A 16,925-nucleotide genomic window follows, 5' to 3' on the forward strand; every position below is an offset into this window, starting at 1 on the left:
CCGTTGTACAACCACTCATCTAAGGAAGCTGCTTCCCAAATTGGGTAGAAGTGCAAGCCGATGGCGTTGGAGGAAGGTACTACTGCACCAGAGATGATGTTGTTTCCGTAAATCAAGGAACCTGCTACTGGTTCACGGATTCCATCGATGTCTACTGGAGGTGCGGCGATGAAGGCGATTACGAAGCAAGCTGTGGCGGCTAGTAGGGTAGGGATCATGACTACGCCGAACCAACCGATGTAGATACGGTTGTTGGTGCTGGTAATCCACTCGCAGAATCTATCCCATACGTTGGCGCTTGAGCGCTGTTGTAAGGTTGCTGTCATGGTTTTATAAGTGCGGTTAGTTATTTATGAATCAGGCTCGTTTGTCTTTGCCTGTGGATTCACTTTACAATGCTTTACATTTTTTAATCAAGTTTTATCACTTCAGTAAAGCTGATATCAGTCATGAGTTTTGCTTATTTAAGAGTTAAATGTAAGTGTTTGCGGGTGTTCCAAATACATTGAACACAAAATTTAGATATGTTTACTCTGGTGTTAGCGCCCAAAAGATAAAATAGAAAGGAACAATGTTGTTATCGACTCAGAAATAGAGAGTTGATATTAATTACTACCAACAATTAGGAGGGAAGGTGTGACATGACAATTACTCTAAATCACACCATAGTGCCCGTACATGACAAAGAAGCATCGGCGAGGTTCTTTGCCAAAATTTTTGGTTTAGAGGTTGAGGTTCCCGTTGGTCACTTCGCTGCTGTGCATATAAATGATGAACTGACGCTTGACTTCGCCGATGCTGAAGCGTTTGAGTCGCATCATTATGCGTTCCATGTCAGTGACGAGGAATTTGATGCAATTTTTGCACGCATCAAAGAGGCGGGTATTGAATACAGTAGCGACCCTATGCATCAGAATAAAGGGCAAATTAACCACCGGAATGAAGGTCGTGGCTTCTATTTTTATGACCCCAATGGTCATAACTTAGAACTGTTGACTAAATAATTCGTAATTCATAAGGGACTTGTAAAAAATAAATAATCCCAAAGTACATGGAGACAGGAAGGGGCGCAAGTCCTTGCACCCCTTCGTTCGCGGAGTGTCCCGCAGCAATGGGATGTTTTTTTAACTGGAAGTCCCTAATTCGTAATTCGTAATTCGTAATTCGTAATTCGTAATGACGCTCGCGGACTCGCTACCACTACGCTAACGTAATTCGTAATTAAGAGGGTACAAGCCTGCACTGATAGCTTAGGGGTAGCGAGTCTATCTACCCTTGCGAGGAAGCAAGCTACGAGCAGCATCTCATAGAGAGCGTTATAATTACGAATTATTTTGACCGTTAATAGATATTTGACATCAAGTCAATGCATTACTTCTTTACTAAAAAATATGCTGTAGCATACTCCGGCAATTGGCTGATATTTTGCCTAAATTCTTTTTGACTCTTAAAAATACCTGCTAAAAAATCGAGTTGATAAAGATTGGGTAAAAATGCTCCGCCTGTATCAGCCATAACTCCCATTTGCAGATGTTTGCGACCGCCTTTAGTATGCTCAATAATAATCACTTTACCTAAACCAATATTCAAAACATCTCCAGCAAAGGTTACTCCTGGTTTAATGGAAATTTTTGCATCTATTTTATATCCATAGCCTTTAATGGCATCAACCTCTCTAAAATACCAATAACGCTTTTGTGCTGTTGCCTTTAAGCCGCGAATATAAGACATTCCATTATTTCTATCTACATTAAAAAATGCCCTATAACCATCTGTAAAGTTAATCAGGATTGTTCCTTGCATTAACGCTTCTTCTAAGCCAGTTCTGGTTAGATAAGCGAGACTTTTAACTTTTCCAAATTCTTTACCACCTGGTTCATAAATACCCGACAAAACATCCTGTTTGGTATATTTGGTATAAAAAGTATTGTTATTAGAGCTATCCTTTAGGCTATAAATTGGTGTATTAAAAGTAGAGGTTTTCTTGCGAGAACCGGGGTGAGTAAATACAGCATATTTGGTAATTCGTAATTGTTTTTGTTTCTTATTTTTGGGGTTATAGGCAGTCCATTTGATAACTCTAAAATTGGAATTGATAAATTTAGGGTCTTGTAAACGAGTAGCTCGCTTATTAGCAATATCCTCCTTTAAAACAGCAATCATAAAATCTAAAGTCTTGAGAACATCTTGTACAGTAACGCCTTGAGTGGTGAGTATTCCTGTACGCAGAATATCTGGGTCTTGTGAACTATAATCTTGAAAATATTTTCTCGTATTAACGAGAACAGTTAATAAATCTCCTTGATTGAAATTAACCTTACTACTTGGCAGTTTGACTGGAGTAACAACCTGGTTGCCATTAATACTAAATTTATATTTTTTGAACTCATCGATAACTGGATAGGGTGCAGATGCTGCTAAAAAATCCTGTTGAGATGAAAAAGCGTTTTCTTTACCTGTAATCTCAGCAGATGTTTGTTGAGGGATTAAAGGATTTTGAAACCCTGAGGTAAGTTGATCAGGAATTTGATTTGATGTGAAGGAAATCTGTGATTCAAGTGAGGCAAAATTTTCTTGCTGAGTAAAGGAATTATCTTGTTGAGCTAGCTGTTTAGTTTTTGACTGAGTATATACATCACTACTGGCTAAACTTACAAGCAATAAGGCAGCACAACCTAGTGTGAAGCGAAATTTTTGGCTGGATAAGATATTCATAACTTGGAAAATCAATTTTTAATGCTAAATAATCAACATTATGTTTCTATAACCTCACGCACTAACTGCGCCAACTTTTCGGCACTATCAGGAACTGCGATCGCTTTGGCTTTTTCCCCCATCTTTGCTAATTCTTGCGGTGACTGCAATAAATTCAACACATTACTTTGCAATACTTCAGTCGTCAACTCCGATTGCTTTAAGGTTAATGCTGCACCAGCTTTTGTAAATACGTCTGCATTGTAAGATTGATGGTCTTCTGCGGCAAAGGGATAAGGAATTAAAATCGCTGGCGTTCCACATACTGCCAATTCTGTCAAGCTACCTGCGCCAGAACGACTAATAGCAAGAGTTGCCCGTTGCAACAACGCTGCCATATTGTTGTAAAAAGGTAAGGATATGTACTGTGGATGTTTGAGACTATCTGCTTCTGGATCGCGATCGCCAGTTAAATGTACTACATAAGCACCAGCATCAAACCAAGCATTTGCAGATTCACGCACCAACTTATTAACTGCAACTGCACCCTGGCTACCACCAAAGACGACAATCAAGGGAACACTCTCAGGAATAGCTAAATCCAATGGTGCATCAATTGCCCCATCGAGAAATTGCGCTCTTACAGGAGTGCCAACGCAGACATTTTTGGCACGGGGCAAATACTTAGCAGCTACTTCAAATCCCAAGGCTACCGCACTACACCAAGGGCCAAAGAAGCGAGTTACTTTACCAGGTATTGCGTTAGATTCGTGGAAAACCACGGGTAAACCTAGGGAACGCGCCGCAATGACGGCTGGCCCGGCAATGTAACCCCCTGTGGTAAATACCCCTTGAAAATTTCCCTGTTTAAGAATTCGTCTGACTTCTATAATCGAACCAGCGAGTTTACCCAAGGTACGAATCGAGGAGAAGCCAAACCCTTGCTGAAACCCTTCAACTGCAATAGTATTCAAGGGATACTCTTTAGGGACAAGTTGAGTTTCTAGCCGATTGGGTACTCCCAGCCATTCTATTTGATAATCTGGCAGTTTTTGTGCCAGTGCGATCGCTGGAAACAAGTGTCCACCAGTCCCACTGGCAGCTATTAATAATCGTATCGGTGCGTTTGCCATCAAACCTCTACCGTTTAGCGTCTAGCTTAACTAAGATAAAACAATTTCCTTACTTTCTCTAATCAAATCAGTAAACTCTTACCAATGACTAACATTATTACTGCCTTAGTGAGACGACAAATCAGATTTCCAGCGAATATCTGGCTGGTTTCGTTTCTGCTAACCCTTGGTTTAACAAGTGGTTGGCAACCCACTCAAGCGACGACACCACAGCAATTATCCCAAACCACTACACCCCAAAATGCACCAGCCAATCTGAAAAATCTGCTAACACAAGTTGATGCCGCCGCCAGCCTAGGCGATGTCAAAGGGGTGTTGCAATTTTACAGCCCTACTTTCACTCATGGGGATGGATTAAACCTCCAAACCTTGGAAAAGTCTTTGATTTCACTTTGGCAACGATATCCCAAATTGCAATACAGTACAAAACTGCTATCTTCAAAACCTGAGGGTAATGCGATTATTGCCGAAACAGAAACGAAGATAACTGGTTTATCCTCCGGTAACAGTAATAATTCGGCTCTCAATGCCACGATTAAATCGCGTCAGCGCATTGAAAATGGCAAAATCACCCGCCAAGACATTTTGTCAGAACGCACCCAACTTACCTCTGGCAGCAAGCCGCCCCAAATTGATATTAAATTACCAGAGAAGGTGCAAGTTGGTCAGAAGTATAATTTTGATGCGATCGTCCAAGAGCCACTTGGTGATGATTTTCTACTAGGAACGGCGCTAGAGGAACCCATCCAACCAGATAAATTTCTCAACCCTACATCCGTGGATTTGGAATTACTAACATCTGGTGGACTGTTCAAAACGGGACAAGCACCATCTACCCCTGGTAGCCAATGGGTTTCTGCTGTCATCCTGCGGGGTAATGGGATGACGATGGTAACTCAGCGCTTGCAAGTGGTGAAGAAGTAATTAAGAGTTAAGAGAGACGCGATTAATCGCGTCTGTACAGGAGTTAGGAGTTATAGACGACTGATGATAAATTATGAACTATGAAACTTGTACTAATTCATAATTCATAACTATTAACTCCTCACTCCTAACTATCCTAATGACTTCCCTAGAAAATCAAATCATTTTGATCACTGGTGCAAGTAGTGGTATTGGTACTGCTTGTGCAAGAATTTTTGCTGGTGCGGGTGCAAAACTGATCTTAGCGGCACGACGGTTAGAACGTTTGCAGCAGCTAGCAGATACTCTCATTAAAGAATTTGGTATTGAAATTCATTTATTACAGCTAGATGTGCGCGATCGCAACGCTGTTGAATCTGCCATTTCTACTCTACCCTCTGCCTGGTCTGAAATTGACATTCTCATTAACAATGCTGGTCTAAGTCGCGGTTTAGACAAGTTGCACGAAGGCAGCTTTCAAGACTGGGAAGACATGATTGATACTAACGTTAAGGGTTTACTTTATGTTTCCCGTTATGTTGTTCCGGGAATGGTGAGTCGCGATCGCGGTCATGTGGTAAATTTAGGTTCCATTGCCGGACATCAAACCTATCCCGGTGGCAATGTCTACTGTGCTACCAAAGCTGCTGTGAGAGCAATTTCTGAAGGTTTAAAACAAGACCTATTGGGAACGCAGGTACGTGTAACTTCCGTTGACCCCGGTATGGTGGAAACGGAATTTAGCGAGGTGCGGTTTCACGGAAATACTGAACGCGCTAAAACAGTCTACCAGGGAGTTACGCCACTGACAGCAGATGATGTGGCTGATGTGATATTTTTCTGTGTGACGCGATCGCCCCATGTCAATATTAACGAAGTTGTGTTGATGCCTGTTGACCAAGCTAGCGCTACGTTAGTTAATCGGCGAACAGAAAAATAACCCAATTTAAGAAGATGAAATTCTAAACACTCCCACATATTTTGAAAATTTTACTACGCTCATTTCCAAAAAACCATTGGTTAGATTTGGAATATTTTGATGTTACTAAAAATACTTTTTAAATGTATTTTTCTTTTTTCGTATGAAACCACCTTGCTAAATCCCCCTTAAAAAGTACAAATTTTTGGGTTTTTGAGATGCGATCAATCGCCGTCTCTACAAGTGTTTTGGTCTTATGTGAACTGTATTGCCTTAAAAAGGGGGACTTTGATTCTGGTCTTGCAAACTGGAGCGACTGGCATGGGTTAGGGGGGATCAATAAGAACCTGGAATAACAAGCAACTACTTTTAAAACATCCTTTAAGGCTAGTTGGAAAATCTGAGAAAATACATAAAATTACAATTTTCTCAAAAAATTATAGCTTTTGGTTGTAGATGATTGCGGAAATTGTTTTGATTGTCTTGTAGTTATATAATTTCTGCTTATCAAAAAATAAAACAAGCATCTATCCTAAGATAGATTTTTTAGGGTTAATCTTTCTGTATGCATTTTTTAGAACTAGATTATGCAAAAATTATTTTTACTCCTACATAAAATTCATATATGTTATCCAAACAAAAGTGCTGACTATACAACTTAAAGGAAAGATTCATTATTAATCAAAATAAAAGTGCTGTAGTGAATGCAGGATGAGTTAAAAAAGCCTGAATTACTTCTGCTTCAGACACTTAAAAATTTATTAAGTAAATTTTATAGTCTTGACAATAAAAGGAATATTTTATTGTTTAACAAAATATCATATCTTCAATACTTTCTTTCTCTTCCCATTAAACCTTCTCTGCGAACCGTTTTGATTGTTCCCTTTATTCTGCAAATCTTAGCGGTGGTAAGTTTAACGGGTTATCTCTCATTCAAAAATGGGCAAAAAGCAGTAAATAATATTGCCACACGGCTACTAAGTGAAATTAGCCAGCGTGTTCAGCAAAATCTGCATACCTTTCTTGAAACTCCCCAGCAAATTAATCAGAATAATGCTAATGCTATTAAACTTGGTCAATTAAATATACAAGATTTTGCTATCTTAGAAAAATATTTTTTTGAACAATTAAAAGTATTTAGTCAAGTTAGTCTAATTGGGTTTGCCAATAAAAACAAAGAGTTTATTTCAGCAGAAATATTTCCTGATGGCTCTTTGACAATCAGAGCATCTGGTAAATCAACTAAGTATAATTTACGGACTTATACTACTGATAAACAAGGCACACGCACGGGAATAAAAGATTTTGGCAAACCTTATGATACTCAAAGACGTGGTTGGTATAACAAACCAATAGCAGAAGAAAGACCAATTTGGAGTGAAATTTATCCTCATAATTCTGGCATTGCCTTGTACATCGCTGCTAGTCAGCCTGCTTACGATAAACAGGGCAATTTGCAAGGTGTATTACTCTCAAATTTAAATTTATCCAAAATTGGCACTTTTCTGCAAAATTTAAAAATTGGTAAAACAGGAATAAGTTTTATTGTTGAGCGTCAGTCTGGAAGATTGGTAGCAACCTCAACTAATGAAAAGCCCTTCCGCTCAAATAATTTAGAATCACAATTAGCAGAGAATAGAATTAAGCCATTTTTAGCTATAGATAGTAATGATAAAAAAACACAATTTACTAGTAAATATTTAAAAAATAAATTTAATCAATTTAAGTCAATTAATAGCTCACAGCAATTATATTTCTCGATAGATGGGAAGCGGCAGTTTATTCAAGTTTTACCCTTCCAAGATAATCGAGGACTTGACTGGTTAATTGTGGTAGTAGTCCCAGAAGATGACTTCATGCAGGAAATTAATGCTAACACCCGCACAACTATTTTCTTGTGTATTGCTGCTTTGATAGTGGCTGTAGCTGTCGGTGTTTTAATTTTACGGTGGATTACTCAACCAGTTCTAGCTTTAAAAAAATCAGCTTTAGCGCTTGCTCAAGGTGAATGGGAAAAAAGAATAAGAATAGAGCGTTCCGATGAATTGGGGGAATTAGCCAAGTCATTTAATAGTATGGCGGATCAACTCCAAGAAAAGTTTTCCCAAATGCAGGATTTAAACAAAGCTTTATTGCAAAGTGAAACCCGTCTGAAACAATTTCTTGACGCTATACCTGTGAGTGTTTCGATAGATGATAGTAGTGGGCAACTCTATTATACTAATCGAGCTTCACAACAGTTAGTCAATGTAGAGTTATTACCATTTATCGAATACGAAAATATAGCAGAATATTATCAAATTTATCTAGCTGGAACTGACCAGTTATGTCCTGCTGATGAACTGCCAATTGTATATTCTTTAGCTGGTAAAACTGTCCATGTTGATAATCTTGAGTTTCGCCACCCGAATAAAACTATCCCTGTAGAAGTTTTAAGCACCCCAATTTTTGATGAATCAGGGAAAGTAATATATGCGCTCACCGTTTGTATTGATATTACCGAACGCAAAAAAGCAGAGAAGATTCTAGCTGATTATAATTCGATTTTAGAACAACAGGTTACTGAACGTACCCTGGAACTACAACGGGAAATAGCTGAACGCAAGCAGGCAGAAGTAGCGCTTTTAGAAAGCGAGACGCGATTTCGGCTATTAGCAGAGGCAACATTTGAAGCGATCGCTATTACCGAACAAGGCATACTTTTAGACACTAACCAAACCTGTGCTGAGATGTTTGGTTATGAACTTTCTGAGTTGGTTGGTATGCGTGTCATGGATTTTACTGCTCCTGAATACCGGGAACAGGTGATGCAGAAGATTCGCTCAGGAGATGAAGGAATTTATGAAACCGTTTGTCTTTGCAAGGATGGAAGCACATTTCCGGCTGAGATCAGAGCCAGAGTCATGTCATATCGTGGGCGTACCATCAGGATGGCTGCAATACAGGATATTACTAGTCGTAAGCAGGCTGAAGAAGCAACCGTATTGGCAGAACGTAACCGCTTGGCACAGGAAATTCACGATACTTTAGCACAAGCCTTCACCGTTGTTATTGTCCACTTAGACACCGCCTCACGAAAACTGACAACAGATATAGAAGTAGCACATAAATTAATCAAAGCAGGGCGAGACTTAGCTCATTCTGGGCTAACTGAAGCACGCCGTTCGATTAAAGCATTGCGATCGCAATTATTAGAAGACGGCGACATTTTTAATGCTCTCAATCGCTTCGCCACTCAAATGTTTTCCCCTACCAATACACATATTGTCTGCCAATTAATAGGCGAGATATACCCCTTGTCTCCAGATGTTGAAAATAACCTACTCCGCATTGGACAAGAAGCATTAACCAATGCCTTCAAGTATGCCCAAGCTGGAGAAATTCAAATTGAACTGGCGTATCAAGAAAGCCAGTGCAGCTTGCGAATCAAAGATGATGGTCAAGGGTTTGACATCGCCAGTGTATCTGTTATCAACAGCTTTGGGCTTTTAGTCATGAGCGAACGGGCTGAACGCATCGGGGCAAAACTAACAATTCAGAGTTCGCCAGGACAGGGAACAGAAGTTTCAGTATTAGTCTACCGAGAGTAAATGATTATGAGCCAATCCAATGTCATTCGCATCCTACTTGCTGACGATCATCCCATCTTGGGGCAAGCTTTAACAATGTTTCTTCAATGTGAGCCAGATATGACTGTAATTGGCCATGCTGGCGACGGGCGAGAAGCGTTAGAACTTTTCCGCCAACATCAACCCGATGTAGCGCTGATGGATTTGCGAATGCCGAAGATGGAAGGTGCTGATGCGATCGCAGCCATCTGTGCTAAGTTTAAACACGCCCGAATCGTTGTGTTGACTACCTTTGATGGCGATGAAGACATCTATCGGGGATTACGGGCGGGTGCAAAGGGCTATCTCCTCAAGGGCGCGGAACCGAACGAACTTTTGGATGCGATTCGCACTGTTCATAAAGGTAAAAGGTATATTCCGCCCACTATAGCAGCCAAGCTAGCCGAGCGGATGGGTAGTGAAGAATTGAGCGATCGTGAGTTAGAAGTGCTGCGCCTGATCGCCAAGGGCAAGAATAACCAGCAGATTAGCAATGTCCTTAATATCGCTGAGAGTACCGTCAGGTTCCATGCCAATAATATTTTCGGGAAGTTGAAGGTTAGCGATCGGACTCAAGCCCTAGTCACCGCGCTGAATCGGGGCATTGTCAGGCTATAGTTTGCAGCTTCTTGACCTCACATTTTGACAGGTTTAAAACCCAACATTTCGCTAGGGACAAATTTAAGATTTTTGTCTAGCCTTAGTATATATACTTAGTTTTAATTTGTACGTCTGTGAGGAGTACATACTTTTTCCAAACTGAACTTGAATTATCAGTGTTCAAAAACAAACCAAAAAATAGACGAGAGTAAAAAGCTAGCCAGATGACTAAATCAAACAGTTCTGATTTGACATCAAATCTTTCCCAAAAAAACAGTTTGGATGAGTCTTTACCAGCAAATACTATAGATTCTAAAGCACCCTTTGAAGATGTTCTAGGTAAGGGAATTGAAAAACTAACATCTGAGATTTTTATCTTTTTGTTGTGCTATACCATGCTACTAATTGGAATAGGAGTGTTTGGAACAAAGCTTGCTACGGAACTTCGCACACTTCTATACATTCTTCCTGTTCTAGGTGTAGGTCCTTATTTTTGGCTCCGCAGGCAGCAGTTGACAGCAGAAGCACAAGCTGCCAAAGATAATTTACTCCGTCAAACAGTACAGCGACAAGCGGAAATAGAAGCCGAAAAAGAGAAATTGAGACTTGATGCACAGACGCAAATTGAAAAGATAAAAGCTGAAACAGACCAGAAAATTGCTGGGCTACAAACTGAAAATCTCAACCTCAACATGAAGGTAGAACAGCTGTCTAATAGTAAGGTATTGGGTACTGAGAATGCACCCAAGGGTCTGAATTTAGAACAATTCAAAATAGGATTAGACGCGAAGGACATCAAAGAAGGATCAACTGTGGTAGGTTTATCTTTTGAAGATGATGATTTAATTCAACTTTTTCAGGAACTAGATAAGGAGAACCAAAACGATTTAAGGATTTTCATACTACATTTAAAAAAAATAAATAAGGAAAATGGGTATCAGTTGAGGAGTCTGATAAAAGATATTCAAGAATTAAATGATGAAAATCGTAATGAGTTGAGGGGTACTGTTATGAGCTTGCGTCAACAACAGCTAAGAACCAAAGCCAAAATAGATAGAGCAATATAAAATGAGTTATTCATTTCCAAGAATAACAACTTACGAGGACAGTATTACTCGTTTCTACAATCCTGATGATAAATTTTTTGTAGAGCGTGTATGGCTAGTTAAAAAAATTGAGCAGTTCAAGCAAAATCCCAAGGGGAGACATTTAATTATTGTGGGTGAGCCAGGAAGTGGTAAATCTACTTTCATGGCTTACCTAGCCCAATATTGGAATTGTCCTCGTCACTTTATTAGAGTTGAGAATAAAAGTGATGCCAGTGATGTGGATACTCGCTCTTTCCTCGTTTCTTTAGGCGCACAACTTTACCAAAAATATGGTCAAGATATTTTTGATCAGAATATTTCTGATACTATTGTAAAGGTAAATAATATTACAGATAATACAGAGATTGTTGGGCGATCTACTAAAGAATCATATACTCTGCCTTTCCTGCCTTTAAAGGGAAATGTATTGGTTGAAGCCAATCAAGTGTCCGGTCATAGCAAAGTAACTGGTGAACAGATTGGAAAGCGATTAGATAGCTCGAAACAACTTGATGAAAGTACTCTACTACATGTGGCAGTACTCGATCCTATTCGGAAAATTCAGGAGATTTATCCAGACGAAACGGTTGTGATTTTGGTTGATGCTCTAGATGAGTCTTTACAACATACAGGTAAGCGAATTATAGACATCATCCCTCTAGCTACAGATGCAGGTTTTCCGAAAAATCTGCGTCTAGTGATGACTTCTCGACAGGGAAATCATTTAGTGAAATTCCGACGTGATGACTTGCTGTTTTTAGAAAAGAATGTTGAGCAAGGAGGTTGCCGACAAGAAGTTCTTAAGGACGCAAAAGTTTACATTCAGAAGCGAACAGCAGAAAAACCGCTTTTCGATGTAATCGAGGCTTTACCACCTAATGAAAAAAAGAGTTACATTGCTGAAATTGAACAGAAAAGTGATGGCAATTTTCTATATTTGTACCACTTTTTTAATCAGGTTATAGAAATTATTAACGACGATAACACAAATTTAAAAAAGACAAATTTAAGAGAGATAGTTCTCCCTGAGAAATTGGATGATATTTATAAGTTTTTCGTATTAGAAAGAATTCTTAAAAGTATACCTGATTCAATTAAATTTACCGTTAGGAATAAGTTTCCCGATAAATTGGTTTCCCAATGGCAAGAAGATGATGAAATTTACAAAGTTACAATATCTGGTTATGAAGTCACAGTAATTCTAAAAAATGCTGACAGAGAATTTGAACTTTTAATGGACGCTTTCGATCTTGGAGTTGATATTGATCGTTATAGTGTTAAACGTGAGAAGGGAAGAGACCCTGAAACTTTGAAGGAGAAGTATCTGCCAATTATCGGTGTTCTCGCAGTTGCCAAAGAAGCATTAAACCGAAAACAATTGGCTAGATTTTCTAACGTAGAGGACGACTACGTAAATTCCCTAGTTGCTGAACTTAAGCAATTTATGGATGAATTTCAAGAAAAGGTAGAAAAAGGAAAGGTAGAAGAACGCTATCGCTTCTATCACATCTCGTTGAATGAATATTTACTAGACAGTAGACGTAATCAAGATTACTCGTTGGATGAAGTAGAGTACCATAGCAAAATTGCATCTTATTATAAAAAAGAGTCTGAATCTTGGAAAAACATAAATTGGGAAAACATAAACTCGGCTAATAAAGATGAGTATGAGGCTAAGTATGGGTTTCTGCATTTAACAAAACACTTGAATGCAGCAGGAAGGCAAGAGGAACTCTACACGCTGCTAACTGGATCGCCAGAATGGATGAAAGCAAAATCTAATAACCTTGGCAATGCAGCTTATGTTGATGATCTAGAGTTAGCGATTAATAACTTCAATGATCCGTTGGAGGAGGCAAACCAGCTAGTAACACTAGTCAAGCTTTATACAGCGTTACAGGTTGTTAACCAGCGAGTGAGCATCCCTAATTTAAAAACCTTAGTTTGGTTAGGACACAAAACGGAGGCTCTCAGTCATGCTCGTCTAATGCCTGATGCTAAAAATAAGTTTGATGCTTTGATGACAATTCATAATGCACTGAAAGAAAAAAAACAGTTAGATAACAACCTTCTCAATGAAGCAGAAAAAATTGCAGAGGAAATTCGGGAGGATAGCTTAAATAAAGCCGAAGCGCTGATTGAATTAGCAGTAGCTTTAATTGAAGCAAAATATGGAGATAAAGCAAAAGCTGTTTTGCATCAAGCAGCAGAAGTTGTAGAAAAAATTCCCGTTGCGTATTATAAAGCAAAGACTCTAATTAAATTGATAAATGCTCTAGCTTGTACCGACGACTTTACTGAGGTATGGAAAGTTGTAGCACAAGCTCAGGAAGTCACAAACATAATTACGAGCTATCGTTATAAAGCAGAAATGCTGGTAGAATTTGCGGCAGCTTTGACCAAGATTGGATGTAGAGAAGAAGCAAAAATCTTATTTGAAGAAGCCCAGAACGTTATTAACAAGGATAAAGATATCTGGAGACAAACAGATGTGCTGCTTAAATTGGCAATTGCCATGAATCATGCCACATTGAATAGTGCGAGTTCGTTATTTAACAAAGTTGAACAAATTGCGGATGAAGTTTCGGAAGGTATCAAAAAAGCAAATATACTGATTGATTTGGCAGTTGCGTTAGCTCAAACTGGATTTCAAAGCGAAGCTAAAATTATACTAGATAAAGTTAAGATTATTGATTTAAGTAATGTGCATAATGAATATAAATTAATTTTAGAAACGCAATTAGCAATTGCTTTAGGTTTGACAGGGATTTTTAGTGAAGCAAAAATATTAGCATTAAATATTAAGCAGAAAATAAAACAAGTTGAAGTATTAAGTAGATTAGCAGTTATTGCTAATACTAAAAATGCAAATGAATCTAAAGATTTTTTAAATAAAGCTCATGAAATTGCACATAAAATTGAAAATGAATCAGATAAGCTTGGAGCTTTAAGTAAACTTATACAAGCTTTAGGAGAAGTAAATAATTTTAAGAAAGCAGAGGAGATAGCAACTGAATTCAATAAAATTAGAGATGTAGTCGAAAAAGATTTTAAATCAGAAGTACTAGCTAAATTAGGAACAATTTTGGCAAATGCCGATTATGAAAAAGATAAAGTAAGTGTGATTTTTCGAGAAGCTGAAAAAGCAGCTCAAAGCCTAACAGAAAATTTACAAAAAGGAGAGGCTCTTAGTAAGTTAGCAATAGCTTTAGTTCGGAGTGGGCGTGAAGCAAGGCTGATATTAACAGATATAGATAAAATTATAGATGATATTTTATATTCAAAAGAACATTTAACTATTGGTTATAACCAGGGCGGAATATTGATTGATATAGCACATTTTTTAGCGATAGATAAGAATTTTTTAAAATTAAAAGAAATCGCTAATGCTATTCAAAATCATGCTTATCTTAAGGCTGAAATACTGAGCTTATTAGTAGAAGGACTTGCTAAAGCTAAAAATTTCTCCGAAGCAGAGGAAGTTGTACAAAAAATTGAAAAAAATTCGGTAAAAGCATCAGCAATGAGTAGATTAGCAGTAGAAGTAGCTAAAACTAATATCAATAAAGCACGGAATATTTTTAGTGAAGCTAAGAAAATTGCATTTGCTTTACAAGAATATATTGATAATGAACCAGAAATAGTAATTGAACTAGTAGCAGATTTAGTTAGTGCTGGAGAATTGAATGAAGCAAAAAACATTGTAAACTTAGTCAAGGATGATTATTTGAAAGCTATAGGACTAAGTAAATTGGCAAGAGGTTATGCCCAGATTAAAGATTTTGATGAAGCTAATAATGTTATTAAAGAAGCAAAGAAGGTTTCTAATCAGATTAGAGCTAGTGCTCATCAGTCAATGACAAAAACTGAATTAGCATTAACTTTAGCTCAAATCAAACTATTTAAAGAAGCTTTCAATGTTTTTTCTAATGTAAAAACATCTAGTAAATTTCTAATTTATTTAATGGAATTTGAATCATCTTTTGAGCAGATAAGATCTGGCTTAACAATTAATATCTTACAATCGGCAATACACATTCTAGCTTGGAAAGATCCAAACTGTATTCAAATTGATGAAATGTTTTGTTCCAAAAGTAAACTTTTACAAGAGGATTAAAATGAAGCTAAAAAAAGGAAATACTAAAAAACTGGCTAGCTGGGCAAGAATTTCTTTATTGCCATCAATGATAGTTTCCTCAATTTTGGGCGTAACTAGCAGTAGCTTTGACTATTATCTTGCTGACACAGGTCAGACGTCTTCTTTTACAGCTTATGTTTTACCTGTATACACAAATATTACTGTTTACGGAACTCCAAGTTTTTTTCAATGTCCTGAAGCACCATCAGCAAATCTTCCTGAGTGCTTAAAGCTATCTAATGATGTTGAGTTAACTGTTGAAAACGAAAACGATATGTGGCTAAAAATTATAGATTGCAAAGGTTCAACACCAGTAAGTAGCTCAAACTGTTCAAAAACTAAAGGTCAATACATTCATAAGTCTTCTGTTTTAACTGATAATAAGGATGCTTATTTATCTTTTAAACGCTATCAACAAGATGTAAAATATAGAGATTGGATAAATTCAGAGGTTAATGATTGGTTAAATGCTATAAAAAAGATAAAAAATATAAAACGATCACCAGAACAGTCACCACAAGAAAGTAAATTAATAGATATTGTAAATAATAAATTGACAATACAAGACCTCACGGTGTTAACGAAATTAACAGATGAGAATGAGCTAGATGCGAATAAGCTTGCTATTCTGTTTCAGAATCTAGAGAGAGAACTTCTTCCATTAAGTCTTCGATTCAACTTTAAAATAACTCTTTCTGATTATTTCTCAGAGTTAAAAAACATGCCTCCTGAGTTTCTGGAGATAATAAAAAATAGTAGTTTTGAGTATTTAAACGCACTTTTCAACGGTAGGGCGTTACAATTAGCTTCTTTTGTAGAGAGTAGCACTAATAATATACAAGAAGACTTAAGTAAACGGGTTCAACAGCTTCAACCATTGGCAAAAGTACTTATTCTGAAGCTAAAAGAGGTTACTACTCAAGTAAAAGAAGAAAAAGCATCTATCAGAAATCAGAAACCATTATTTCATAAAAAATAATGATGTAAATTTGACAAAAGCTGATTTAAATGTAGCAATGTAATAGCCTATCCACGTGTGCGATCGCCTCTGGAAAATCGCACTTCTGTTGATAGGGTTAAAACAGGCGATCGCACCTTAATATTCATACTCTTGCTTCATGCGATCGCATCTAATACTTTACTACAGGCGATCGCACTTCTCATGACAGGGTTAAAGCAGGCGATGTCTAAGACGGGCTACACCTACACCTAACGAGGCAGGATGTCATCTAAGCGAAGTTGCAGACTAGGCAAAAGCGGTGAGTTAATTGATTGATTTAGCCGATATTTTTGTTGAGTATATGTGTCTTCAACCAATTGACAGACAGTGAAAGTAGGTTGTTTGGGTTTACCAATGAATGCCACACCGCCCAATCCTCGATAATCTACGATCCAATATTCAGGAATGCCTAAGAGGGCATATTCCTCAACCTTGCGAGCATAGTCAGTTTCCCAGTTGCTGCTAACAACTTCAACCACCAGTTTGATGGATCGTCCCATTGTAATTACAGGCTCTCGCTCCCAAAGAGGTTCACGGTTGAGAACGGTTTCATCAAGAACGACGATATCAGGACGACGAACTGTAGCTGCATCTGCAAAGGGGTAAATATAAACAAGTGCGAGGAATAAACCAGGGGAGTTGTTCTGCAACAAAGTAAATACCAATTTGGGTTGCTACTTTGCCACTCACCGTTTCGTATGGCCCAGTGGGTTCCATGTCAATAAGTTCTCCATCAGCCAATTCATAGCGGGGATTATCTCGGTATTGAGAGACAAAATTTCCAAATGCAAAGGTTTTTGCGGAAATATATGTCATTTCCCTCTTCAATCATTCAAGATGCT

11 protein-coding genes and 2 pseudogenes are annotated in these 16,925 nt (G+C 38.0%); 9 read left to right on the top strand and 4 right to left on the bottom strand.

Annotation, left to right across the window (positions count from 1 at the left end):
* A pseudogene (locus ACEYW6_RS23890) lies at positions 1-326 on the bottom strand (photosystem II q(b) protein); the annotation flags it as partial.
* Positions 327-641: 315 nt separating this feature from the next.
* On the opposite strand from ACEYW6_RS23890, the gene ACEYW6_RS23895 reads away from it, so the two are divergent.
* A complete protein-coding gene (locus ACEYW6_RS23895; protein WP_196513319.1) occupies positions 642-1,004 on the top strand; it encodes a VOC family protein in 363 nt (120 codons plus the stop codon).
* A gap of 367 nt (positions 1,005-1,371) precedes the next feature.
* Here the strand turns inward: ACEYW6_RS23895 and ACEYW6_RS23900 are convergent, their stop codons facing one another.
* Both ACEYW6_RS23900 and murG read right to left on the bottom strand, forming a co-directional pair.
* Positions 1,372-2,715: a hypothetical protein gene (locus ACEYW6_RS23900; protein WP_412981713.1), complete on the bottom strand. Its 1,344-nt coding sequence runs from the start codon at positions 2,713-2,715 to the stop codon at positions 1,372-1,374.
* Between the two features lie 38 nt (positions 2,716-2,753).
* Positions 2,754-3,827: an undecaprenyldiphospho-muramoylpentapeptide beta-N-acetylglucosaminyltransferase gene (gene murG, locus ACEYW6_RS23905; protein WP_412981714.1), complete on the bottom strand. Its 1,074-nt coding sequence runs from the start codon at positions 3,825-3,827 to the stop codon at positions 2,754-2,756.
* Positions 3,828-3,911: 84 nt separating this feature from the next.
* Between murG and ACEYW6_RS23910 the strand changes: the two genes are divergently transcribed.
* The 8 genes from ACEYW6_RS23910 to ACEYW6_RS23945 all read left to right on the top strand — a co-directional run bounded on the left by ACEYW6_RS23910 (position 3,912) and on the right by ACEYW6_RS23945 (position 16,296).
* Positions 3,912-4,751 carry a nuclear transport factor 2 family protein gene (locus ACEYW6_RS23910; RefSeq protein ID WP_412981715.1) on the top strand — a complete coding sequence of 280 codons (840 nt, stop codon included), beginning with the start codon at positions 3,912-3,914 and terminating at the stop codon, positions 4,749-4,751.
* Positions 4,752-4,890: 139 nt separating this feature from the next.
* On the top strand, positions 4,891-5,670 hold the full coding sequence (locus tag ACEYW6_RS23915) for an SDR family oxidoreductase (protein WP_412981716.1): 780 nt from the start codon (positions 4,891-4,893) through the stop codon (positions 5,668-5,670).
* Between the two features lie 782 nt (positions 5,671-6,452).
* Positions 6,453-9,239: a PAS domain S-box protein gene (locus tag ACEYW6_RS23920; RefSeq protein WP_412981717.1), complete on the top strand. Its 2,787-nt coding sequence runs from the start codon at positions 6,453-6,455 to the stop codon at positions 9,237-9,239.
* 6 nt (positions 9,240-9,245) lie between these two features.
* On the top strand, positions 9,246-9,875 hold the full coding sequence (locus ACEYW6_RS23925; protein ID WP_412981718.1) for a response regulator: 630 nt from the start codon (positions 9,246-9,248) through the stop codon (positions 9,873-9,875).
* A gap of 206 nt (positions 9,876-10,081) precedes the next feature.
* A complete protein-coding gene (locus ACEYW6_RS23930; RefSeq protein ID WP_412981719.1) occupies positions 10,082-10,924 on the top strand; it encodes a hypothetical protein in 843 nt (280 codons plus the stop codon).
* A gap of 1 nt (position 10,925) precedes the next feature.
* Complete coding sequence (locus tag ACEYW6_RS23935) at positions 10,926-15,062, top strand: hypothetical protein (protein WP_412981720.1); 4,137 nt, start codon at positions 10,926-10,928, stop codon at positions 15,060-15,062.
* A gap of 1 nt (position 15,063) precedes the next feature.
* A complete protein-coding gene (locus ACEYW6_RS23940; RefSeq protein WP_412981721.1) occupies positions 15,064-16,062 on the top strand; it encodes a hypothetical protein in 999 nt (332 codons plus the stop codon).
* A gap of 57 nt (positions 16,063-16,119) precedes the next feature.
* A complete protein-coding gene (locus tag ACEYW6_RS23945; RefSeq protein WP_412981722.1) occupies positions 16,120-16,296 on the top strand; it encodes a hypothetical protein in 177 nt (58 codons plus the stop codon).
* Here ACEYW6_RS23945 and ACEYW6_RS23950 read toward each other — a convergent pair.
* Positions 16,293-16,899: pseudogene (locus ACEYW6_RS23950) on the bottom strand (Uma2 family endonuclease). The gene ACEYW6_RS23945 and the pseudogene ACEYW6_RS23950 overlap by 4 nt on opposite strands.
* Positions 16,900-16,925 lie beyond the last annotated feature (26 nt).

The organism is Nostoc sp. UIC 10607 (genome assembly GCF_047228265.1).
GTDB lineage: Bacteria > Cyanobacteriota > Cyanobacteriia > Cyanobacteriales > Nostocaceae > Nostoc > Nostoc foliaceum_A.